The organism is Pseudomonas sp. MPDS, assembly GCF_013283895.1.
Taxonomy (GTDB): Bacteria; Pseudomonadota; Gammaproteobacteria; order Pseudomonadales; family Pseudomonadaceae; genus Aquipseudomonas; species Aquipseudomonas rhizophila.
The window spans coordinates 2,068,808-2,089,427 of the sequence record NZ_CP054128.1 but is presented as its reverse complement, the minus strand read 5'-3'; the positions used below and the strand labels follow the sequence as shown (position 1 = coordinate 2,089,427).

Annotated in this window: 20 protein-coding genes; 3 read left to right on the top strand and 17 right to left on the bottom strand. The window is 62.2% G+C overall.

Annotation, left to right across the window (positions count from 1 at the left end; translation table 11 throughout):
- Window positions 1–183: a 50S ribosomal protein L32 gene (gene rpmF / locus HQ912_RS09200; RefSeq protein ID WP_003179396.1), complete on the bottom strand. Its 183-nt coding sequence runs from the start codon at window positions 181–183 to the stop codon at window positions 1–3.
- Window positions 184–196: 13 nt separating this feature from the next.
- Complete coding sequence (locus HQ912_RS09195) at window positions 197–724, bottom strand: YceD family protein (protein ID WP_003204262.1); 528 nt, start codon at window positions 722–724, stop codon at window positions 197–199.
- A 105-nt stretch (window positions 725–829) separates the two neighbouring features.
- Between HQ912_RS09195 and HQ912_RS09190 the strand changes: the two genes are divergently transcribed.
- Window positions 830–1,408 (top strand): Maf family protein, encoded by a 579-nt coding sequence (locus tag HQ912_RS09190; protein WP_173406695.1) that lies wholly within the window; start codon window positions 830–832, stop codon window positions 1,406–1,408.
- A 159-nt stretch (window positions 1,409–1,567) separates the two neighbouring features.
- Here HQ912_RS09190 and HQ912_RS09185 read toward each other — a convergent pair whose 3' ends face one another.
- From HQ912_RS09185 to rluC, 3 genes are read right to left on the bottom strand one after another with little or no spacing between them, the layout of a single operon-like run.
- Window positions 1,568–2,557 (bottom strand): S49 family peptidase, encoded by a 990-nt coding sequence (locus tag HQ912_RS09185; protein ID WP_076383829.1) that lies wholly within the window; start codon window positions 2,555–2,557, stop codon window positions 1,568–1,570.
- A gap of 21 nt (window positions 2,558–2,578) precedes the next feature.
- The gene (locus HQ912_RS09180) at window positions 2,579–3,241 is read right to left on the bottom strand and encodes an HAD-IA family hydrolase (RefSeq protein WP_047228193.1); all 663 of its coding nucleotides are present in this window, start codon (window positions 3,239–3,241) and stop codon (window positions 2,579–2,581) included.
- Window positions 3,231–4,187: a 23S rRNA pseudouridine(955/2504/2580) synthase RluC gene (gene rluC / locus HQ912_RS09175; protein WP_047228192.1), complete on the bottom strand. Its 957-nt coding sequence runs from the start codon at window positions 4,185–4,187 to the stop codon at window positions 3,231–3,233. Before rluC ends, HQ912_RS09180 begins: the two co-directional genes overlap by 11 nt.
- A gap of 699 nt (window positions 4,188–4,886) precedes the next feature.
- On the opposite strand from rluC, the gene rne reads away from it, so the two are divergent.
- Window positions 4,887–8,081, top strand: a complete 3,195-nt coding sequence (rne, locus tag HQ912_RS09170; RefSeq protein ID WP_173406694.1) for a ribonuclease E — start codon at window positions 4,887–4,889, stop codon at window positions 8,079–8,081.
- 308 nt (window positions 8,082–8,389) lie between these two features.
- Here the strand turns inward: rne and HQ912_RS09165 are convergent, their stop codons facing one another.
- From HQ912_RS09165 to HQ912_RS09110, 12 genes are all read right to left on the bottom strand, one after another.
- Window positions 8,390–8,980, bottom strand: coding sequence for an NTP transferase domain-containing protein (locus tag HQ912_RS09165; protein ID WP_047228190.1), 591 nt, complete (start codon window positions 8,978–8,980; stop codon window positions 8,390–8,392).
- Between the two features lie 20 nt (window positions 8,981–9,000).
- A complete protein-coding gene (locus HQ912_RS09160; RefSeq protein WP_047228189.1) occupies window positions 9,001–9,972 on the bottom strand; it encodes an XdhC family protein in 972 nt (323 codons plus the stop codon).
- Window positions 9,972–12,287, bottom strand: coding sequence for a xanthine dehydrogenase family protein molybdopterin-binding subunit (locus tag HQ912_RS09155; protein WP_173406693.1), 2,316 nt, complete (start codon window positions 12,285–12,287; stop codon window positions 9,972–9,974). The genes HQ912_RS09160 and HQ912_RS09155 overlap by 1 nt, the downstream gene beginning before the upstream one ends.
- Complete coding sequence (locus tag HQ912_RS09150) at window positions 12,284–12,754, bottom strand: (2Fe-2S)-binding protein (RefSeq protein WP_047228187.1); 471 nt, start codon at window positions 12,752–12,754, stop codon at window positions 12,284–12,286. Before HQ912_RS09150 ends, HQ912_RS09155 begins: the two co-directional genes overlap by 4 nt.
- 256 nt (window positions 12,755–13,010) lie before the next feature.
- A complete protein-coding gene (gene murB / locus HQ912_RS09145; protein WP_173406692.1) occupies window positions 13,011–14,030 on the bottom strand; it encodes a UDP-N-acetylmuramate dehydrogenase in 1,020 nt (339 codons plus the stop codon).
- On the bottom strand, window positions 14,027–14,491 hold the full coding sequence (locus tag HQ912_RS09140; RefSeq protein WP_092400061.1) for a low molecular weight protein-tyrosine-phosphatase: 465 nt from the start codon (window positions 14,489–14,491) through the stop codon (window positions 14,027–14,029). The genes murB and HQ912_RS09140 overlap by 4 nt, the downstream gene beginning before the upstream one ends.
- Window positions 14,491–15,255, bottom strand: a complete 765-nt coding sequence (gene kdsB, locus HQ912_RS09135) for a 3-deoxy-manno-octulosonate cytidylyltransferase (RefSeq protein WP_076383826.1) — start codon at window positions 15,253–15,255, stop codon at window positions 14,491–14,493. Before kdsB ends, HQ912_RS09140 begins: the two co-directional genes overlap by 1 nt.
- Window positions 15,252–15,437 carry a Trm112 family protein gene (locus HQ912_RS09130; protein WP_003179363.1) on the bottom strand — a complete coding sequence of 62 codons (186 nt, stop codon included), beginning with the start codon at window positions 15,435–15,437 and terminating at the stop codon, window positions 15,252–15,254. Before HQ912_RS09130 ends, kdsB begins: the two co-directional genes overlap by 4 nt.
- Window positions 15,438–15,460: 23 nt before the next feature.
- Complete coding sequence (lpxK, locus tag HQ912_RS09125; RefSeq protein WP_076383825.1) at window positions 15,461–16,471, bottom strand: tetraacyldisaccharide 4'-kinase; 1,011 nt, start codon at window positions 16,469–16,471, stop codon at window positions 15,461–15,463.
- On the bottom strand, window positions 16,471–16,899 hold the full coding sequence (locus tag HQ912_RS09120; RefSeq protein ID WP_047228182.1) for an ExbD/TolR family protein: 429 nt from the start codon (window positions 16,897–16,899) through the stop codon (window positions 16,471–16,473). The genes lpxK and HQ912_RS09120 overlap by 1 nt, the downstream gene beginning before the upstream one ends.
- Entirely contained in the window at window positions 16,896–17,531 is a 636-nt protein-coding gene (locus HQ912_RS09115) for a MotA/TolQ/ExbB proton channel family protein (RefSeq protein ID WP_160893079.1), read from the bottom strand. Before HQ912_RS09115 ends, HQ912_RS09120 begins: the two co-directional genes overlap by 4 nt.
- A gap of 102 nt (window positions 17,532–17,633) precedes the next feature.
- Window positions 17,634–19,874, bottom strand: coding sequence for a DNA internalization-related competence protein ComEC/Rec2 (locus HQ912_RS09110; RefSeq protein WP_173406691.1), 2,241 nt, complete (start codon window positions 19,872–19,874; stop codon window positions 17,634–17,636).
- 145 nt (window positions 19,875–20,019) lie between these two features.
- On the opposite strand from HQ912_RS09110, the gene HQ912_RS09105 reads away from it, so the two are divergent.
- Window positions 20,020–20,535: a DUF2062 domain-containing protein gene (locus tag HQ912_RS09105; protein WP_047228179.1), complete on the top strand. Its 516-nt coding sequence runs from the start codon at window positions 20,020–20,022 to the stop codon at window positions 20,533–20,535.
- Window positions 20,536–20,620: the final 85 nt, after the last annotated feature.

The following is a 20,620-nucleotide window of genomic DNA, read 5'->3' as shown; positions in this document are numbered from 1 at the left end:
TTACTCGTCAGCGCCCTTGTCGATCACTTTACGACCACGGTATACGCCTTCTGGCGATACGTGGTGACGCAGGTGAACTTCACCGGTGGTTTTTTCTACAGACAGGGTGCTAGCCTCGAGAGCGTCGTGCGAACGGCGCATGTCACGGGCAGAGCGGGATTTTTTGTTCTGCTGAACAGCCATAATTGATTAACTCCTAAACGTTTGGGTCACGCTTTAACTGCGCCAATACACTGAACGGGTTGGACCGCGTTACCTCGTCCTCGCTCGGTTCGGGCTCATCTGCTCCCGCCGGCTGCTGGCATTCTTCCGGATGATGAGCAGGCACAATGGGCAAGGCGAGCAGAAGCTCCTCCTCGATCAGTGACTGCAGATCCAATGGATCTTCGCCCAGTTCCAGCACGTCATAACCTTTCGGTAACGACTGGGTATTCGCACCCTCCTTCACCACGGCATAACTGCATTCGCTGTGGATCGGCAGGGTGACCAGCTCAAGACAACGCTGGCAAACCATTTTGACTTCAGTGTCGATAAAGCTGTGGATTACCACAGATTTACGTTCATCTCGTTCAAAAACGAATTTGGCCTGGACCGTACCGACATCGTCGGAAAGCGGGTCGCAGAGTCTCTTCAAATCGGCCAGCAGCAGTTCACCTTGAAGGGTGGTGCCACGGTCAGCCAATTTGCGCGGGTCAACGTGAGGTGGAATCGGGTCATTCAACATAGGCGCAGCATTATAGGGATGCACCCGGCCATGTCAAAGGAAATTCAGCCCTGTCCGTCACTTGCGCGCCTCGCTAGAATTCGCCCCTGCCTTTTGGAGATGCCCATGCTGCCTTTATTACTCGCCTCAAGCTCAGTGTATCGCCGGCAATTGCTTGCCCGTCTGGGGCTACCGTTCGTCTGCAGTTCACCGGACATCGACGAAAGCCGCCGGCCTGACGAGGCGGCACTCGACCTGGTAAAACGCCTGGCCCGGGAAAAAGCCCAGGCCCTGGCGAGCAGCCATCCGGCGCATCTGATCATCGGTTCGGACCAGGTGGCCGTGCTCGGCGAGCGCATCCTGGGCAAGCCCCATACATTCGAGAACGCCCGCGAACAACTGCTGGCCGCCAGCGGCGCCCGGGTCAGCTTTCTGACCGGCCTGGCGGTACTTAACAGCCAGACCGGCGCCTGCCAGGTCGATTGCGTTCCGTTTACCGTCCACATGCGCACGCTGGACCCTGCACGCATCGAACGCTACCTGCTGGCCGAGCAACCTTATGACTGCGCGGGCAGCTTCAAGGCCGAAGGGCTTGGCGTGAGCCTGTTCCAGAGCACGGAAGGGCCAGACGCCACCAGCCTGGTTGGCCTGCCACTGATTCGCCTTGTGGATATGTTGCTGGTCGAGGGCGTGCAGGTTCCCTAAGCCAACATACGACTTGTAGCGAGGGCATTTATTTGTGGGAGCAAGGCTTGCCCGCGGCGATGCAGGCGCCGCGATGATGCAGACCAGCCTGGTTATCGCTCATCGCGAGCAAGCTTTGCCCCCACAGACAAGCCACAGGGGATCGCGCAAACCAACGAACTAGCGCAATGCCGGCCCCTGGAACCCCATCCACATCGCCAGATGCTCGGCAATGCTCGCCCCCAGCTTCTTCGAGAAGCGATCAAACGGCGACTCTTCGATGGTGAAATCCACCAGCTCTTTTTCGCCAATCACGTCCCGCGCCACCGAACTGGCGCTGCCCAGGCCATCGATCAAGCCCAGCGGCAAGGCCTGCTCCCCAGACCAGACCAGCCCAGAGAACAGCTCGGGATGCTCCTTGTCTTTGAGGCGCTCACCCCGGCCTTTTTTGACACTGGCAATGAATTGCTTGTGGGTCGTGTCGAGCACACCCTGCCAAAACGCGGTTTCTTCAGGTTTTTGCGGCTGGAACGGATCAAGGAACGACTTATGCTCGCCGGAGGTGTACACCCGACGCTCCACGCCCAGTTTCTCCATCGTCCCGACAAAACCGTAGCCGGCCGCCGTCACGCCAATGGAGCCCACCAGGCTCGCCTTGTCGGCATAGATCTGATCGGCCGCGCTGGCAATATAGTACGCACCGGAAGCCCCCAGATCGGAAATGACCGCGTAGACCTTGGTGTTCGGGTGCAACGCGCGCAACCGGACGATCTCGTCATAGACATAACCCGACTGCACCGGGCTGCCACCCGGACTGTTGATGCGCAAGATCACACCCTTGACCTTGGGATCTTCGAAAGCAGCCCGCAGGCTACCGACGATATTGTCCGCGCTGGCAGGCTCCTTATGGGCAATCATGCCTTCGATGTCGATCAATGCGGTGTACGCAGAACCCCGCACGGCGCTTTTTTCCATGTCGAACAGGGGCGTGAACAGCAATAGCGCGACAAAGAGATAAACGAACGTCAGCAGCTTGAAGAAAATGCCCCAGCGGCGGGAACGACGCTGCTCCTGCACACCGGCCAGCAAGGTCTTCTCCAACAGCTTCCAGCTTTTGTCGTCACCGTTCTCGGCGCTCGCCTTGGCCGGTGCCTTCCATTCGTCGGTCATGCAAGTATCCCCAGCAAAAACTTAATTGGCCCGCCGGCTCAGCCAGGCGTGCAACTCAGGAAAATGATCGATCGCCAACTGCGGTTCGAAGGCTTGCAGCGCCGCGATCGTCTGCGCGCCGTAACTCACCGCAACCGACCCCATACCGGCGTTGCGCGCCATCTGCAGGTCGAACGAGGAATCCCCCACCATCAACGCCTGTTCCGGCTGCATGCCGCAGTGAGCCAGGATTTGCTCGAGCATCAGCGGATGCGGCTTACTGGCCGTTTCGTCCGCAGCCCGGGTGATATCGAAATAATCGTCCCAGCCATGGGATTTCAGCACCCGATCCAGCCCGCGACGCGCCTTGCCGGTGGCGACAGCCAAGCGATACCCCTCGCCCCTCAAGGTTTCAAGAGTGTCTACCACACCGTCAAACAACGGCGAAGGCTCAGCCTCCAGCGCAATGTAGTGATCAGCGTAATACTGGCGAAAAACCAGAAGCTCAGGGTCACTGATCTCCGGGTACAGACTGCGGATCGCTTCCGGCAAGCCGAGGCCGATGATGCCCTTCACGGCAAAATCATCACACCTGGCAAAACCTGCACGATCAGAGGCGGCATGCATTGCCTCCACGATCCGACCGATGGAGTTCGCCAGAGTGCCATCCCAATCGAAGATCAGCAGCTTGTATTCAGGATGCACTCAACCGCTCCACGGTCTTGGCCCACATTTCATCCACGGGAGCCTGCAATTTCAGCTCACCACCATCGGGCAACGGCACGGTCAACATGTAGGCATGGAGAAACAGGCGCTTGCCACCCAGATCACGGATTTCCCGGGTGAAGTCGTCATCGCCGTACTTGCTGTCCCCAGCGATGCAATGCCCGGCATGTAGCGTATGGACGCGAATCTGGTGGGTGCGGCCAGTCACCGGCTTGGCTTCGACCATGGTGGCGAAATCACCGAAGCGGCGCAGGACCTTGAACACTGTCAAGGCCTCCTTGCCTTCTTCGTTGACTTCCACCATGCGCTCGCCGGAACGCAGGTTGCTCTTGAGCAACGGCGCCCGAACTTGCTTGATGGAGGTATCCCAACGTCCCCGCACCAGCGCCATGTAGCGCTTGTCGACGCCATCGCCGCGCAATTGCTCATGCAAATGCCGCAACATGCTGCGTTTCTTGGCGATCATCAGCAGGCCGGAGGTGTCGCGATCCAGGCGATGGACCAACTCCAGCTCCTTGGCGTCGGGGCGCAACTGACGAAAGGCCTCGATCACGCCGAAATTCAGGCCGCTGCCGCCGTGAACCGCAATGCCCGCAGGCTTGTTGAGCACGATCAGCGCCTTGTCTTCGAAGACGATCGAGGCTTCCAGGCGCTGCAACAGGCCTTGGGCCAGGGGCACGGGCTCATCGCGCTCGGGCACGCGAACCGGCGGCACGCGCACGATATCGCCCGCCTGAAGCTTGTATTCGGGCTTGATCCGTCCTTTGTTCACCCGCACTTCACCCTTGCGCAAAATGCGATAGATCAAGGTCTTGGGCACGCCTTTGAGTCGGGCTAGAAGGAAGTTATCGATTCGTTGGCCGGCATATTCCGGCGAGACCTCGAGCAGTTGAACGCCAGGGGTCGAAGGGGCAGTAGTCGTCATGGCGGCGATGATAACAATTTTTTATGGAATTGAAGCACTTAATCATTGCTGCTATAGTCGCGAACGCCGCCAAAAGCGGCCGGACAGCGGACTAACGGTCAAAAACCGGCCCTGACCAACGCAATTCACGAGGACGAGAGGCCGTCCTACGGGGCTTTTGCTAGATAACGGCAGAGTTTGCAGGTGTAACGAGCGCAGGTGACATGAGGCCTGAAATACGCGGCAAAGCAGAGTTTTGACTCGCCTTGCGCGCCACATTCACGGCCAGTTCACAAAGTGCAGTCACCGGTAGACGACCCCGAGCGAGAGCTTCGGAAACAACGCCTAAATTAGCCATGATGCGTGACCTCCCCTTTCGGAGCTCACGGTAAATGCCAACCCGCTGCGGATTCTGCGCGCGGCAGCACCCGATTATCAGGGATACGTGTAGGGTGGAGATGTACAACCGTCGGACTGTGTAGCACTAGGCTTATATTTAGACGCTTCATCTCGTCCACAGGCGCCGGTTGATTCCTCCTCCTGACTGAGTGCTTGAACAGCCAGCAAGCAGGACGCGTCCGTCGCGACTTCGCCATCATTGGGTCGAACTCGCTGGACACTGGAATGGCCCGGCCACTTCCATGACGCACCTGACACCGACCGTGAGAAGTCGTGTGTGCCGAACGCCGTTTCCGGCAGCCCGGAAACCGACGGTACTACATGAAAAGAATGCTGATTAACGCAACTCAACCCGAAGAGTTGCGTGTTGCACTGGTAGACGGCCAGCGCCTCTACGACCTGGATATCGAATCCGGTGCACGCGAGCAGAAGAAGGCCAACATCTATAAAGGCCGGATTACTCGCATCGAACCAAGCCTTGAGGCTGCCTTTGTCGATTTCGGCTCCGAGCGCCACGGCTTCCTGCCCCTCAAAGAAATCTCCCGCGAATACTTCAAGAAGGCCCCTGAAGGCCGCGTCAACATCAAGGACGTCCTGAGCGAAGGCCAGGAAGTCATCGTCCAGGTCGAAAAAGAAGAGCGTGGCAACAAGGGCGCAGCCCTGACCACCTTCATCAGCCTGGCGGGCCGTTACCTGGTCCTGATGCCGAACAACCCTCGCGCCGGTGGTATCTCCCGCCGCATCGAAGGCGAAGAGCGCAATGAACTGCGCGAAGCCCTCAACGGCCTGGTTGCCCCAGCCGACATGGGCCTGATCGTTCGCACCGCCGGCCTTGGCCGCAGCAGCGAAGAAATGCAGTGGGACCTCGACTACCTGCTGCAACTGTGGACCGCCATCAAGGAAGCCTCGCTGGATCGCTCCGCGCCGTTCCTGATCTATCAGGAAAGCAATGTCATCATCCGCGCGATCCGCGATTACCTGCGCCAGGACATCGGCGAAGTGTTGATCGACAGCGTTGAAGCCCAGGACGAAGCCCTGACCTTCATCCGCCAGGTCATGCCGCAGTACGCCAGCAAGATCAAACTCTACGAAGACAGCGTTCCGCTGTTCAACCGTTTCCAGATCGAAAGCCAGATCGAGACCGCGTTCCAGCGCGTCGTCGAACTGCCGTCCGGCGGCTCCATCGTCATCGATCCGACCGAAGCCCTGGTGTCCATCGACATCAACTCGGCGCGCGCCACCAAAGGCAGCGACATCGAAGAAACCGCCCTGCAGACCAACCTTGAAGCCGCCGAAGAAATCGCCCGTCAGTTGCGCCTGCGCGACATCGGCGGCCTGATCGTCATCGACTTCATCGACATGACCCCGGCCAAGAACCAGCGCGCCGTGGAAGAGAAGGTCCGTGAATGCCTGGAAGCCGACCGCGCCCGCGTACAGGTCGGTCGCATCTCGCGCTTCGGCCTGCTGGAAATGTCCCGTCAGCGCCTGCGTCCTTCTTTGGGCGAGAGCAGCGGCATCGTCTGCCCGCGTTGCAACGGCACCGGCATCATCCGTGACGTCGAGTCGCTGTCCCTGGCGATCCTGCGCCTGATCGAAGAAGAAGCCCTGAAAGACCGCACCGCCGAAGTTCGCGCCCAGGTGCCGATCCCGGTGGCTGCGTTCCTGCTCAACGAAAAACGCAACTCGATCACCAAGATCGAACTGCGCACCCGCGCCCGTATCGTCATCCTGCCGAACGATCACCTCGAGACGCCGCACTTCGAAGTGCAGCGCCTGCGTGATGACAGCCCGGAAGCCCACACCAATCAGTCCAGCTACGAAATCGCTGCTGCCGCTGCCGAAGTGGAAGAAGTGCAGCCGGCTGCCGCCACTCGCACCCTGGTTCGCCAGGAAGCTGCGGTCAAGACGGCTCCAGCCCGCGCCAATGCACCGGTTCCGACCGAAGCAGCCGCGCCGGCACCGGCACCTGCCGCCGCACCTGAACCAAGCCTGTTCAAAGGCCTGGTGAAATCCCTGGTCAGCCTGTTCGCCACCAAGGAAGAGCCGGCTGCGCCGACCGTTGTCGCCAAGCCAGCGGCTACCGAGCGTCCAGCCCGCAACGAAGAACGTCGCAATGGTCGTCAGCAGACCCGCAACCGCAACGGTCGTCGTGACGAGGAGCGTAAACCCCGTGAAGAACGTGCGCCGCGTGAAGAGCGCGCACCACGTGAGCCACGTGAAGAACGCCAGCCTCGCGAAGCCCGCGAGGAAGCGCCAGCCGTAGCCCGCGAAGAACGCGCGCCGCGTCCGCCGCGTGAAGAGCGCCAACCCCGCGCGCCTCGTGAAGATCGCAAGCCACGTGGCGAGCGTGAAGAACGTGTTCGCGAGCTGCGCGAACCGCTGGATGCCGCTCCCGCCGCTGCTGCCGCCACCGCTGAAGAGCGTCCGGCCCGTCAGCCTCGCGAAGAGCGCGCACCGCGTCCGCCACGTGAAGAGCGTCAACCACGCGCCGAGCAGGCTGCCGTTGCCAGCGAAGAGGAAGTACTGAACAGCGAAGAGCAACTGCAGGAAGACGGTCAGGACAACGCCGAAGGCGATCGTCCACGCCGCCGCTCCCGTGGGCAGCGTCGCCGCAGCAACCGTCGTGAGCGTCAACGCGACGCCAACGGCAATGTGATCGAAGGTTCGGAAGCCTCCGAATCCGCCGAGAACGCCGAAGCGCCAAGCGCTGCCGACCTGGCCGCCGGCCTGGCCGTCACCGCCGCGGTTGCCAGCAGCTCGATCAGCGCCCCCGCTGAAGCCGAGGCTCACGAACAGGCCGAGCGCGCTACCGCCGTGGTGGAAAACGCACCGGTTGAAGCGCCTGTGGTCGAAGCCACTACCCCGGTAGAAACCACCGCTTCGCCAGAAGTGGAACTCGCCCCGGTTCGTGAAGCCGAGCCTCAGGCAGAAGCAGTTTCCGAGCCTGCACCTGTCATCGAGCAACCTGTGGTTGCCGCTGAACCTGTGATCGAAGCTGTGATCGAGGAAAAAGCGCCGGAGCCGGTTCGCGAAGAACAGACCGCGTTCAACTGGCACGCCGAGCCAGCCGTCGTCGAAGCCGAGCCGGCAGCAGAAGCAGTGAAAGCAGCCGAGCCGGTCGTGGTCGAGCCAGCTCCAGCGGTTCAAGCGCCTGTGGTTGCCGAAGCTCCAGCCCCGGTAGAGGTGGAGGCGCCTGCCCCTGCCAGCGCCCTGACCCCCAACGGTCGTGCTCCGAACGATCCGCGTGAAGTGCGTCGTCGCAAGCGTGAAGCCGAGCGTCTGCAGAAGGAAGCCGAACAAGCTGCCGCTGCCGCTGCTCAAGCGCCTGCCGCTGAGCCAGCACCCGTGGAGCAAGCAATCGAGGCAGCCCCTGCCCCGGTCGCTGAAACCACCAGCGAACCCGCTCCCGCTGAATCGGCGCCGGTGATCGACGAACCTCAGCACTCCGCTGAAGAAGTCGCACCTCGCCACACTGAAGCCCTGGAAAAAGAGCACGAGCCTAAACCTCACGCCTGATTCCACCGCCCAGTAAAAAGCCCCGCCTGCTTGACGCCAGGCGGGGCTTTTTTATGTCTTCAGACTTAGTTACATGAGTGTTGGAAGCTGGAAGGTGTGGAGCGGGCTTGCTGGCGAACATGGCCCGGCGTCCACCCTTGATGCAAGCTGACGCAGCGCTATCGCGAGCAGGCTCGCTCCCACAGGAGATTGGCGGCGGGCATAAATCTGGCGACCATCGAAATTCAGTGTGGGAGCGAGCCTGCTCGCGATAGCGCGGGCCCGGCTTGCATCAATGTTGCCTGCCCCACAGGAATCCGCGTCGGCTGTTACTTGAAGATCAGCGCTTCAGGCACGTCCACATCCCAAACCACCCCAGGATCGTCCACTGCCACCTCGACCACCCGCGCCCCGGTAAACAACCCCTTGGCGCCGCGATCAGCGGTCAATGCCATCAATTGCGGGCCAAACGCACGACCAAACCCCACGGGATGCCCATACTCACCCGCCAGGACCGGCACACTGATGCCATCTTCGCTGATCTGCGCCACTACCTGCTCGATGCTTGACGGCAGGATGAACGGCATATCACCGAGCACGATCAACCAGCCATCCAGGTCCGGGCAAGCCTGGACACCCGCAGCGATACTGTCACCCAGGCCAGGCGAGTCCAGTTGTACAAAATCGCACCCGTAAGCCTGGGCCATGCGAATAGCCTGTGGACGGTCCTCACGGGTCACCAGCACGCGTTTTTCCAGAGAAGGCGGCAAGTTCACCAGCACCTGCTCGATGACCGATCGGACAGCGCCGTCACGCCCCGTGCAATCGGCCAGCAGCTTATCTTTGTCCTGGCCTGCAACCTGACGGAAACGGCTGCCCGATCCTGCCGCGAGAATGATCACGCCAATCGATTCAGTCATCCCGTCTCCTCGCCCGCCGATTACAGCGGCTTTTTCTGACGCAACTCGACGCCATTCTTGATCGCCACGATTTCAGCCAGCAAAGACAAGGCAATTTCCGCCGGCGTATGGCTGCCGATGTGCAAACCGATCGGCCCATGCAGCCGTTCGATAGCCTGTGCAGACAAGCCTAGCTGAGCCAGGTTATCCCGGCGCTTCTGGCTGTTCACCCGAGAGCCCAGGGCCCCGACATAAAACGCCTTGGAGTCCAGGGCCGTGAGCAGCGCCATATCGTCCAATCGTGGATCATGGGTCAGGGCGACAATGGCGGTGCGCTCGTCGGTCTGGATGCTCAACACCGCTTCGTCGGGCATGCCGGAAACGAAGCGGCCATGCTGCTCTTCCCAACCGTAGACAAATTCCTTGCGCGGATCGCAGATCAACACCTCGAAATCCAGCAACCGGGCCATTTCTGCCACATAACGCGACAGTTGCCCCGCGCCGATCAACAGCAGCCGCCAGCGCGGGCCGTAGATGGCCCGCAGGACTTGACCGTCGAATACCAGCGCGTCGGTTTTGCTGGCCGGCGTCAGCAGCACTTCGCCTGTGGCGACGGTCAGCTCACGGGCGACAATCTCATGGCCATCGCAGCGCTCCAGCAGTTGCGCGACCCATTGCGGATCGCCGACCCGTTCTTCGGTCAGGCGCAAGGTACCGCCGCACGGCAGGCCGAAGCGCGCCGCCTCCTCACGAGTCACGCCATAGGTGATGAGCTGCACCGGCGGACCGTCCGCCGGAATACGCCCGTCGTGCAGCCGGGCGATCAGGTCATCCTCGACACAACCGCCCGATACCGAGCCAATCACCACGCCGTCTTCACGCAGGGCCAGCATCGCCCCCGGCGGCCTCGGCGCCGTGCCCCAAGTCTGGACCACGGTGAACAACACCACCCGCTGCCCGGCGCGGCGCCACTCAAGCACGCTGCGCAGGACGTTCAGATCAACGCTGTCCATCAGGTTTTGGCCTGCTGCCAGCCCTGCAACTGATAACGCACGGGCAGCTCGCGGATGCGCTTGCCGGTGGCGGCGAAAATCGCGTTGCACAGCGCCGGCGCAATCGGCGGCACACCCGGTTCACCCACACCGCCCAACGGCACCTCGCCCGGCGGCGTGACCAAGTGCACCGCGACCTCCTTGGGAGCCAAGGACATGCGCGCCACTTCGTACATGTGGAAGTTGTCTTGCTGGACCTTGCCGTCCTTGAAGCTGATCTCCCCCACCACCGCATTGCCCAGGCCCATGACGCAGGCGCCTTCGAACTGGGAACGGATACGCTCGGGGTTGATCTGCGGGCCGCAGTCCACGGCAATATCGGCCTTGTGCACGATCAACGTACCATCGTCCTTGACCTCCACCTCCAGCGCTGCCGCCACATAGGTGACGAAGCTGTAGTGCACCGCCAGCCCCAGGCCACGGCCCTTGGGCAGTTTGCGGCCCCACCCGGCGGCCTTGGCGGCGGTTTCCAGCACGGTGCGGATCCGCGCCGTATCGATGGGATAAAGCTCGGGGGATTCGCCGTAGTTCCATTCTTCATTCAAGGTGCGCGGATCGATCTTACGGTCCGGGCCAAGCAATTTGACGTGATACGCCAGTGGATCCTGGCCGGCCTTGTGGGCCAATTCGTCGATGAAACTCTGAATCGCAAAACCGTGGGGAATATTCGACACCGAGCGGTACCAGCCAACCCTCGTATGGGCCACCGCTTCGGGGTTCTCCAGGCGCATGTTGGGAATTGCGTAGGCCATGTTGGTCACGCCCATGCCCACTTCGAACGGCGCTTCGTGGGTCATGCCCGGTGCAAACAGTGCGGTAATGCTCGGGGCTACGGTGCGATGCAGCCAGCCGGACGGCATCCCGTCCTGGTTCAGGCCAGCCTTGAGGTATTCGGCCGATACGGTGTGGAAATACGAATGATGGATGTCATCTTCGCGGGTCCATTGCACCCGCACCGCCTGGCCTGGAAACTCCTTGGCCAACACGGCCGCCTCGAGGACGAAATCGGGCTTGGACTTGCGCCCGAAACCACCGCCCAGCAGCGTGATGTGCACGGTAACCTTGTCGAAAGGGATCCCCAACCGTTCGGCGACGCGTTCACGGGTGACCTGCGGCGCCTGGCTCGGTGCCCAGGCTTCGCACTGGCCATCCTTGAACCGGGCGACGGCGACCATCGGCTCCATCGGCGACTGCGACAGGTGCGGCAGGTAATAGGACGCCTCCAGGGTTGCGTCAGCCTTGGCCAGCGCGTCGTCCAGATCGCCAGTGTTGCGCAAGACTTTCCCGGGCTTGAGGGCCGCGGCTTCCAGTTCCTTGCGATAGGCGACGGAGTCATAGCCGGCATTCGGGCCGTCATCCCACTCGATTTTCAGCGCCTCGCGGCCCTTGATCGCCGCCCAGGTGTTTTTCGCCACTACCGCCACGCCGCCCAGAGGCTGGAACTCGGAGGGCAACGGACGTCCTTCGATCTCCAGCACCTTGACCACACCCGGTACTTTCAGCGCCGCGCTGCTGTCCACGCGCTTGACCTTGCCACCATAGACTGGCGGGCGAGCCACGACGGCATAGAGCATGCCATCGAAATGTACATCGGCGCCGAACACGGCACGACCGTTGACGACGTCTTCGCCATCGATGGCCCGGCTCGACTCCTTACCGATGTAGCGAAACTCCGAAGGTTGCTTGAGGCGCAGGCTGTCACGGGCGGGAACTGGCAAGGCACTGGCCGCGGCGGCCAACGCGCCATACCCCAGTTCCCGACCGGAAGGCTGGTGCACGACTTTGTGCAATTGAGCACGACACTCACTCGCCGGGACATTCCACTGGGCAGCGGCGGCCAGCTCCAGCATGGTCCGGGCAGCGGCCCCGCAACGACGCATTGGTTCGTACCAGTGGCGCATACTGCGCGAGCCATCGGTGTCCTGGTTGCCGAAGCGCACCTCATCCGCCGGTGCCTGCCGCACCTTGACCTGCGCCCAGTCAGCGTCCAGTTCATCGGCCACCACCATGGTCAGGCTGGTGCGCACCCCCTGGCCCATTTCCGAACGGTTGCAGATCACCGTCACGCTGCCATCGGTGGCGATGCTCACGTACACCTGCGGGTCGTCGATCACACCATTGGGCATGCCCTCACCGCCGAACTTCTTGTCCTCGGCAAAAGCGTCCGGCAGGCCCCAACTGGCGGCCAGCACCAACACACCCGTGGCGCTCGCGCCTTTGAGGAAACCACGGCGGCTGAGGTTGCTCAGCACAAAATCATTGGGCAAGCGGCTCATGCCTTGGCCTCCTTCAGGTGGGTGGAAGCCTGGCGGATCGCAGTCTTGATCCGGTTATAAGTGCCGCAACGGCAGATGTTGCCGACCATGGCCTCTTCGATCTGCTCATCGCTCGGGTTGGGATTGGTCTTGAGCAAGGCGGTCGCGGACATGATCTGCCCACCCTGACAGTAGCCGCACTGGGCCACGGCGGTATCGAGCCAGGCCTTCTGGACAATTTGCCCGACCGGGTCGACATGAAGGGCATCGATGGTGGTGACGTTCTGGCCTTTCACCGAGCCAATCGGGGTGATGCAACTGCGCGCCGGGGCGCCGTCGATGTGAATGGTACAGGCGCCGCACAGGCCCATGCCGCAGCCGAATTTGGTGCCGTTGTAACCGGCCACATCTCGGATGGCCCAGAGCAGCGGCATGTCCTCGGTCACATCCAGTTGGTGATCTTTTCCATTGAGTTTCAAGGTAATCATGGGCACGCCCGCACGGTGATCGAATTATGGGGTCGAGCAATCTGCCGTTTGGACAACGGTTCGGTTGGCGCAGACTGACTCAGGCTAATCGGGCTCTCTTGTGCAAACACGCAGACGTCTGCACCGGGCCTTCAATGATGCGATGGTCGCATCGTTAGCTCACTAAATTAACCCAGGATTAAGCAAAACGCCCTGCACAATCCTGCACAAATGATCCTTGTGCGAGGTTGTGCAGGGCGCTCGGTGAAAGCCAGGTTCAGTACCGATTGGGCTCCATTTCCAGATTGACCTGAAAACGCTCGGCAATGTCTTTCTGGATACGCAGGGCCAGATCCAGCAATTGCGGCCCGGTGGCGCAGCCGTAGTTGACCAGCACCAACGCCTGCAACTTATGCACCCCCGCGTCGCCTTCGCGAAAGCCCTTCCAGCCGGCCCGCTCGATCAACCAACCGGCGGCAATTTTCATCTGCCCTTGGGGTTGTGGATAAGCCACCAGATCCGGGTATTGAAGCTTGAGTTGCGCGACGTGCGAAGCCGGCACCAGCGGGTTCTTGAAGAAACTGCCGGCATTGCCCAGCACCGCCGGGTCAGGGAGCTTTTCACTGCGGATGCTGCAGATGGCCCGGCTGACATCCGAGGGAGTCGCCTGTTCGATGCCCAGTTCGGTCAACCGCTGGCGGACCGGGCCGTACTCCAGGTGCAGATGCGCGGCGCGACTGAGGGCAAAGCGCACCCGCAGGATCAGCCAACGACCCGCTTGCTGCTTGAACAGGCTGTCGCGGTAGGCGAAACGGCATTCTTCCAGGGTGAAATCGTGCAGCTCGCCGGTTTGCCGATCCAGGGCGGTCAGGCCGGCGAACACATCCTTGATCTCCACACCGTAGGCACCGATGTTTTGCATCGGTGCGGCCCCCACCGTGCCTGGGATCAGGCTGAAGTTCTCCAGCCCCGACCAGCCTTGCGCCAGCGTGTACTGGACGAAGGGGTGCCACGGTTCGCCTGCTTCGGCTTCGATCAGCACCCGCTCGCCATCATCGCTGAGCAGACGAATCCCTTGGCTGGCCATGCGCAACACCAGCGCGTCGATATCACCGGTCAGCAGCAGGTTGCTGCCGCCACCGATCACCAGCAACGGCACGTCATTGGCGCTGGCATAGGCCAGCGCCTGGCGGACATCGGCGTCGCTGTGAGCTTCGGCGAATAACCGGGCGGTGACGTCCACGCCAAAGCTGTTGAACGGCTTGAGGCTGACGCCGGCCCGCACCTGCAAGGTCATAGCCGCCCCTTCAATTCGATCACCAGGCGGTCCGTGGCACGCTCGATCAGGTCCAGCACTTGCTCGAAACCCTGTTCGCCGTCGTAGTACGGGTCCGGCACGTCATCGAGTTCAGCCTCGTAGCGGCGCAGGAACAGATCCAGTTCGGCCCTGCCGTTGCTCGGTTGCAGGGCTTTTAGATTGCGCAGGTTGCTGCCGTCCATCGCCAGGATCAGGTCATAAGTGGCGAAATCGGCCCGGCTGACCTGGCGGGCACGCTGGGCCGACAGGTCATAGCCGCGTCGTAGGGCCGCAGCCTGGCTGCGCTTGTCCGGGGCCTTGCCGACGTGCCAGTCACCGGTACCGGCGGAGGCGACTTCCACCTGCTCGGCCAGCCCGGCCTCGCGCAGCTTGTGCCGCAGGATGCCTTCGGCGGTGGGTGATCGGCAGATGTTGCCGAGGCAGACAAACAGAACCCGCATCAGGCCTCCAGCAGGCGACGAACGCGCTCGAGGTCTTCCACGGTGTCGACGCCGGTCGGCGGAGCAATCAGCGCATCGGCGACATGGATTCGCACGCCGTGCCACAGGGCACGCAGTTGCTCCAGGGATTCGGTGTTTTCCAGCCAGCACGGGCCCCAGGCGACGAAATCCTGGAGGAAACCGGCGCGGTAAGCGTAGATGCCGATGTGGCGGCGGTACGGTACGCCGTCAGGCATGACGTCCCGACTTTGCGCGAATGCATCACGGGCCCAGGGCAAGGTGGCGCGGCTGAAGGTCAGCGCCAGGCCATTGAGATCGCTGACGACCTTGACCACGTTGGGGTTGAACAGGGTTTGCACATCCTCTATCGGCTCGGCCAGGGTGGCCATGCGCGCTTCGGGATGGGCTGCCAGATTGTTTGCAACCTGATCGATCACACTGGACGGGATCAACGGTTCATCGCCCTGCACATTGACCACGATGGCGTCGGGTTCCAGGCCCAGCTTGGCGGCGACTTCCGCCAGACGATCGGTTCCGGAGTTGTGATCCTCGCGAGTCAGCACCACTTCGGCGCCAAAGCCCTTGCAGGCCTCCACGATGCGCGCATCGTCGGTCGCCACTACCACGCGCTGGGCGCTGCTTTTGCAGGCCTGTTCCCATACGTGCTGGATCATCGGCTTGCCGGCGATCAACAGCAACGGTTTGCCGGGCAGGCGCGTCGAGGCAAAGCGCGACGGAATGACAACGGTAAAGGCTGCGGTCATTTATCCAGGCGCTCGTCGGTGGTCAGGGTACGGGCCTCGCTTTCGAGCATCACCGGAATGCCATCGCGAATCGGATAGGCTAGGCCGGCGCCTTTGCTGATCAGCTCGGTTTTGTCGGCGCTGAGCTTGAGGGGGCCTTTGCAGACCGGGCAGGCCAGAATGTCGAGCAGTTTGGTGTCCATGAACATTTCCCTGGATAAATGGTTTAAGGCAAAAGCCGATCCGGCAACAGGCGCATCAACTGGGTATCGAACCAGTCCGCGAAGGCGGGCGACGGCGCGGCATCCACCGCCAGGTACCACCAGTGGGGCTCGGCGAAGGCACGGCATTTGACCGCGTCCTTTTCCGTCATGACCACCGGCAACGACGGCGTGAAATTCAATGCCTGGGCGCTGTATTGGGCGTGGTCGGCAAACCCGTGCGGTATAGGTCGCCAGTGTAGCGTTTCGAGGGTGTTGAAGAAACGCCGGGGATTGCCGATCCCGGCCACGGCATGCAGGGCCTGGCCGGGCGGGAAATGGTCCAGTGGACGCCGTTCGCCGCTGGCCAGGTTCACCAGGGCCGTGGGTCGCAGCTCGAAGGCAAAGCCGTCTTCGCGGTCGGCGCTGGCGCCGTTGAATAGCACGGCATCGACCGATTGCAGACGCTCCACGGGTTCACGCAGCGGACCGGCAGGCAGACAACGTCGATTGCCCAGGCCGCGGGCGTTGTCGATCAGCACCAATTCAAGATCCCGAGCCAGGCGGTAATGTTGCATGCCGTCGTCGGACAGGATCAGGTCCAGCGGTTGAGTCTCCAGCAGCGCCTGGACCGCCCGGCTGCGATCCGGATCGATCATCAATGGCACGCCGCTACGCTGGACAATCAGCAGTGGCTCATCACCCGCGATGTCGGCGCCCTGCCCGGCTTCGACTCGCCAGGGCAAATGGGGTGGTTTGGCGCCATAACCCCGGCTTACCACGCCGACCCGCAGGCCACGGCGCTGGCAATGCTCAATCATCCACAGGATCAATGGGGTCTTGCCGGTGCCGCCAACCGTGATGTTCCCCACGACCACCAGCGGCACGGGCGGTTGGTAAATCTCACCCTCGCCCGCCAGAAAACGCTCGCGTTTGCCCATCACCACCCGACGGTACAACCACTCCAGTGGCCGCAACAGCGTCAGGGCCGGGTGACCTTCGTACCAGGCGGCGAGCAATCGATCGGACATGGCCATCAGGGTGCCGGCGCCGCCTCGACGGTGGTCATGCGCAGATGGCTGAAGCCGAGCTTGCCGGCCGCGTCCATGGCGGTGATGACGGATTGATGTGGGGTCTTGCCGTCGGCGCTGATGGACAGCGGCAAGCTGGTGTCGCCGCCGGACTCCTTCTGCAGCGCATCGATCAGACTCGCCAGGTCGCTCTTGGGCAGCAACTGATTGTTCACCGAAAACGTCCCTTCGGCACTGATCGTGACTTCCAGGTTCTTGAGTTGCTGGTCTTCGGCAGGCGAGCCGCTGACCGCTTCCGGCAGTTCCACCTTGAGCTGGGTTTCCCGGGTGAAGGTGGTGGTCACGACGAAAAACAGCAGCAGGATGAACACCACGTCAATCAGCGACGCAAGGTTGATCTCGACGGTTTCCCGTGGTTTGCGGCGGAATTTCACTTCTTGCCCTCGGCCAGGTCCACGTCACGGTCGCCTTGCACCACCTCGACCAGCTTGATGGCCTCCTGCTCCATGCCCACCACCAACTCATCGATGCGCCGTTGCAGGAAGCGATGGAAAAACACCGAAGGAATCCCCACCATCAACCCGGCGGCCGTGGTGATCAAGGCCTTGGAAATCCCCCCTGCCAGCACCGAGGCATTGGCGGTCATGCCGGCGCCGGTGAACGAACTGAAAATATCGATCATGCCCAGCACCGTGCCCAACAGGCCCAGCAACGGGGCCATGGCGGCAATTGTGCCCAGGGCATTGATGTAGCGTTCCAGCTCATGGATGACCCGGGCGGCGGCTTCTTCGATGCATTCCTTCATGATCTCGCGACCATGCTTGGAATTTGCCAGCCCCGCGGCGAGGATTTCACCCAGCGGTGAGCTGGCCCGCAGCTCCTTGAGCCGCTCCTTGTTCAGTTTCTTGTCCTTGATCCAGACCCAGACTTGCCCGAGCAAATGCTCCGGGGTCACGCGGCTGGCCCGCAGGGTCCACAGGCGTTCGGCAACGATTCCCAGCGCCACGATGGAACTCAGAATGATCGGCAACATCATCCAGCCGCCGGATTTGACCAATTCCCACACAGTGACAGCCCCCTCGAAAAAGTGCGCCACTTTATCATACAGACTCGCCTTGCAGGCCCGCCCCGCCGATAACACCGTCGTCGAGGATGACCCGGATCAAGGTTACGGCCATGGTCCCGCAGACGGCGGGTCGCGCCAGTAGCGCCGTTGGCCGGCCTGAAGGCGCGGTGCTTCGAAAGCCCCCAGTTGCAGACGAATGGCACCCTGTTCGGCACTGTCGTAGATCGCCATGCCCAAGCGGCGATAGCGAGCCAGCACCCGCGGATGAGGATGGCCGAACGCATTGCCCTGGCCGCGGGAGATCAACACCGAATGGGGTTTGAGCCGCGACAACAGCAACATCGACGATGAACTGCGGCTACCGTGATGGGGCGCCGCCAGCCACTGGACCGGCACGGCCAGGGGCCCGTCGAGCAACGCGCGCTCGGCATGGCTATCGATGTCGCCGGTGAGCAACAACCGCTCATCGCCAGCCTCGACCAGCAGAACGCAGGACCGCTGGTTGCTTTCAAGGGCAGATGACCATTGCCACAGCTCGAACCTGACCCCGTCCCACTCCCAGCGCGCGCCACTGTCGCACGCCTCTGCCTGCAGGGTGGCAGGCAACGCGGCGGGGTCGCCACTGACCACCCGGACCGTTGGCAAGCCATTGCGCACGGCTTGGGCGCCGCCGGCATGATCGGCGTCGGCATGGCTGAGCAGCATCAGGTCCAACCCGGCGACACCCAGCTTGCGCAGGGTCGGCAGCACCACGCGCTCACCCGCGTCGGCCTCGCCAAAGCGCGGCCCCGCGTCGTAAAGCAAGGCATGATGACGGGTGCGTACCAGCACCGCCAACCCTTGACCCACGTCCAGTTGCCAGATTTCGGCCTGCCCCGGAGGCACATCCTCCCTCGGAGGGAAAACCACCAGCAGTACCATGGGCCATCCCAGTACCCGCAGTGGCACGCCTTTGGGCAGCAACAGTAACAAAGCCCCCAGAGCGGCCATGCACCACACCCACAGGGGGATAGCCGCAGGCACCCATGCGGGTATTCGCCCGGCCACCAGCGCCAGCCCCTTGAAGAGCAGATCGAGCAACCCGCCGGCGATCCAAAGCAGCCCTTCACCCACGAACGGCATCGGCAACAACGCCGTACCGAGCAGCGCCGGCGGCAACACCAGCAGGCTGACCCAAGGCACCGCCACCAGGTTCACCAGAGGCCCGCTGAGGCTGATCGGCAAACCCAATATCAACAGGATCGGGCACAGTCCGACTGCCACCAGCCATTGGGCACGGGTCCAGGTTTGCCACCAGCGCCAGGGCCCCAAGCGTGCGCCGAAAGTAAACATCAGGATCGCCACCGCGGCGAACGACAGCCAGAACCCTGGCCGCAGGCTGGCCAATGGATCGAACACCAGCACCCCATTGAAAGCCAGCAGCCACGCCCACCAGGGGTCCGGATGCCGGTAACGCAAACGCCACAGCAGCACCAGGCCGATCATCGCGCAAGCGCGCCGCACCGGCACCTCGAAGCCGGCGAGCAAGCCGTAACCCAAGGCTGCGATAAAGGCCAGAGCGCAGGCCCAAGGTAGCCACGGCAGACGCACCGGCCACATGCCATAGCGCGCCGCACCTGCCACCAGCAGGTACACCAGTGCGGCAAGCAGGCCGATGTGCTGCCCGGAGATCACCAGCAGATGGACCGTACCGGTGTCTTGCAGTACCTGCCAGTCATCACGACTCAGCCCAGCTCCGTCCCCCAGGACCAATGCCGCCAGCGCCCCGGAGCGGCCCTGGGCGTCGACTTGCGCCAGCGCCTGACGCACGCCGTCGCGCCAGGCACCTTGGGCAGGTTGCCGGAGATGACCGTCCTTGACCGTGCCAGTCGCGCCGATGCCGCGGCTCAACAGCCAGGCCTGGTAATCGAAGCCATGGGGGTTCAGTAGCCCGGTGGGGCGTTTGAGCTTTACCGCCAATCGCCAACGTTCGCCGCTGCTCACAGGCGGTCCACCGAACCAGGCCAGGCGCATCGACGACGGCAGCCGTGTGCGGCGGGAATGGGCATCGGTCAGTTCAAAGCGCACCACACCTTCGTTATATTGCGGTAAACCGACGACGCGCCCTTCGAGCCAGCGGGTTTCTCCATCCAGCGCGGCAGGCAACCGATCGTCCAGGGCCAGTTGCGCCGACAGACACGCCCAAGCCAGCCCGATCAGGAAAAAACCCAGCGGATGAGTTCGAAACGGCAAAACCATCAGCGCCAGCACAGGCATGACCGCAATCAGCCACAGCGGCGGCAGCGCCGGGCAAAAAACCGGGGTCAGCAGCCCGAGTGCAAGCGCGACCATCCCTGTGCGCATAAGCCTGTCCTTGAGAGTCTTCTCTTCAGGCATAGTCGGTCTACGGCACGGTGCGCGTTAACAATTGTCACAAAGTCTGAATCAGTCAGCCGTAGAATGCGGACATACTTGCGGCCTCACCGCTTTGAACCGACCGAGAAGCCTTATGCCCCGGCGCCTTTTCAAACGTTACATGCCTGACCCAGCGAGTATTCGGGAACATAAGTCCTTACGTTTTCTCGGTTCCTTGCTGCACGACCCCAACCTTTGGCACCTCAACCGACACTCCGTGGCACGCGCCATGGCCGTTGGTCTGTTCGCCGCCTTTTTGCCGATTCCTTTGCAGATGCTGCTGGCCGCGGCACTGGCCATCACCGTACGCGGCAACATACCGATTGCGGTGAGCCTGGTCTGGCTGACCAACCCCATCACCATGCCCGCCGTGTTTTTCTGCACCTACCAGACCGGGGCCTGGTTGATGGATGTGCCTGCCCGCACGTTACCGGATGAACTGACCTGGGAATGGATCACCACCCAGTTGTCTACCTTGTGGCAGCCGTTTCTGCTGGGGTCGGTGGTGACGGGCCTGGTGCTCGGCGCCCTCGCCTATTTCATGACCATGATCTATTGGCGCTGGTGGGTGGCGCGGCAATGGAAACGGCGCAAGAAAAGCCGGATGTGAAATGCAAAAAGGCCTCCAGTGAAGGGAGGCATTTTTGCATTTCGATGTGAGAGCGAGCCTGCTCGCGATAGCGGTATACCAGTCA

Bases quoted from the DNA above. Each gene is read 5' to 3' on its own strand.
- HQ912_RS09105 (WP_047228179.1), top strand. From the start codon at position 20,020: ATGCCCCGGCGCCTTTTCAAACGTTACATGCCTGACCCAGCGAGTATT.
- HQ912_RS09110 (WP_173406691.1), bottom strand. From the start codon at position 19,874: ATGCGCACAGGGATGGTCGCGCTTGCACTCGGGCTGCTGACCCCGGTT.
- HQ912_RS09185 (WP_076383829.1), bottom strand. From the start codon at position 2,557: ATGACCGACGAATGGAAGGCACCGGCCAAGGCGAGCGCCGAGAACGGT.
- HQ912_RS09130 (WP_003179363.1), bottom strand. From the start codon at position 15,437: ATGGACACCAAACTGCTCGACATTCTGGCCTGCCCGGTCTGCAAAGGC.
- kdsB (WP_076383826.1), bottom strand. From the start codon at position 15,255: ATGACCGCAGCCTTTACCGTTGTCATTCCGTCGCGCTTTGCCTCGACG.
- HQ912_RS09160 (WP_047228189.1), bottom strand. From the start codon at position 9,972: ATGGACAGCGTTGATCTGAACGTCCTGCGCAGCGTGCTTGAGTGGCGC.
- HQ912_RS09150 (WP_047228187.1), bottom strand. From the start codon at position 12,754: ATGATTACCTTGAAACTCAATGGAAAAGATCACCAACTGGATGTGACC.
- HQ912_RS09190 (WP_173406695.1), top strand. From the start codon at position 830: ATGCTGCCTTTATTACTCGCCTCAAGCTCAGTGTATCGCCGGCAATTG.
- lpxK (WP_076383825.1), bottom strand. From the start codon at position 16,471: ATGGCCATGTCCGATCGATTGCTCGCCGCCTGGTACGAAGGTCACCCG.
- HQ912_RS09165 (WP_047228190.1), bottom strand. From the start codon at position 8,980: ATGACTGAATCGATTGGCGTGATCATTCTCGCGGCAGGATCGGGCAGC.
- HQ912_RS09195 (WP_003204262.1), bottom strand. From the start codon at position 724: ATGTTGAATGACCCGATTCCACCTCACGTTGACCCGCGCAAATTGGCT.
- rne (WP_173406694.1), top strand. From the start codon at position 4,887: ATGAAAAGAATGCTGATTAACGCAACTCAACCCGAAGAGTTGCGTGTT.
- HQ912_RS09140 (WP_092400061.1), bottom strand. From the start codon at position 14,491: ATGCGGGTTCTGTTTGTCTGCCTCGGCAACATCTGCCGATCACCCACC.
- rluC (WP_047228192.1), bottom strand. From the start codon at position 4,187: ATGACGACTACTGCCCCTTCGACCCCTGGCGTTCAACTGCTCGAGGTC.
- murB (WP_173406692.1), bottom strand. From the start codon at position 14,030: ATGACCTTGCAGGTGCGGGCCGGCGTCAGCCTCAAGCCGTTCAACAGC.
- rpmF (WP_003179396.1), bottom strand. From the start codon at position 183: ATGGCTGTTCAGCAGAACAAAAAATCCCGCTCTGCCCGTGACATGCGC.
- HQ912_RS09155 (WP_173406693.1), bottom strand. From the start codon at position 12,287: ATGAGCCGCTTGCCCAATGATTTTGTGCTGAGCAACCTCAGCCGCCGT.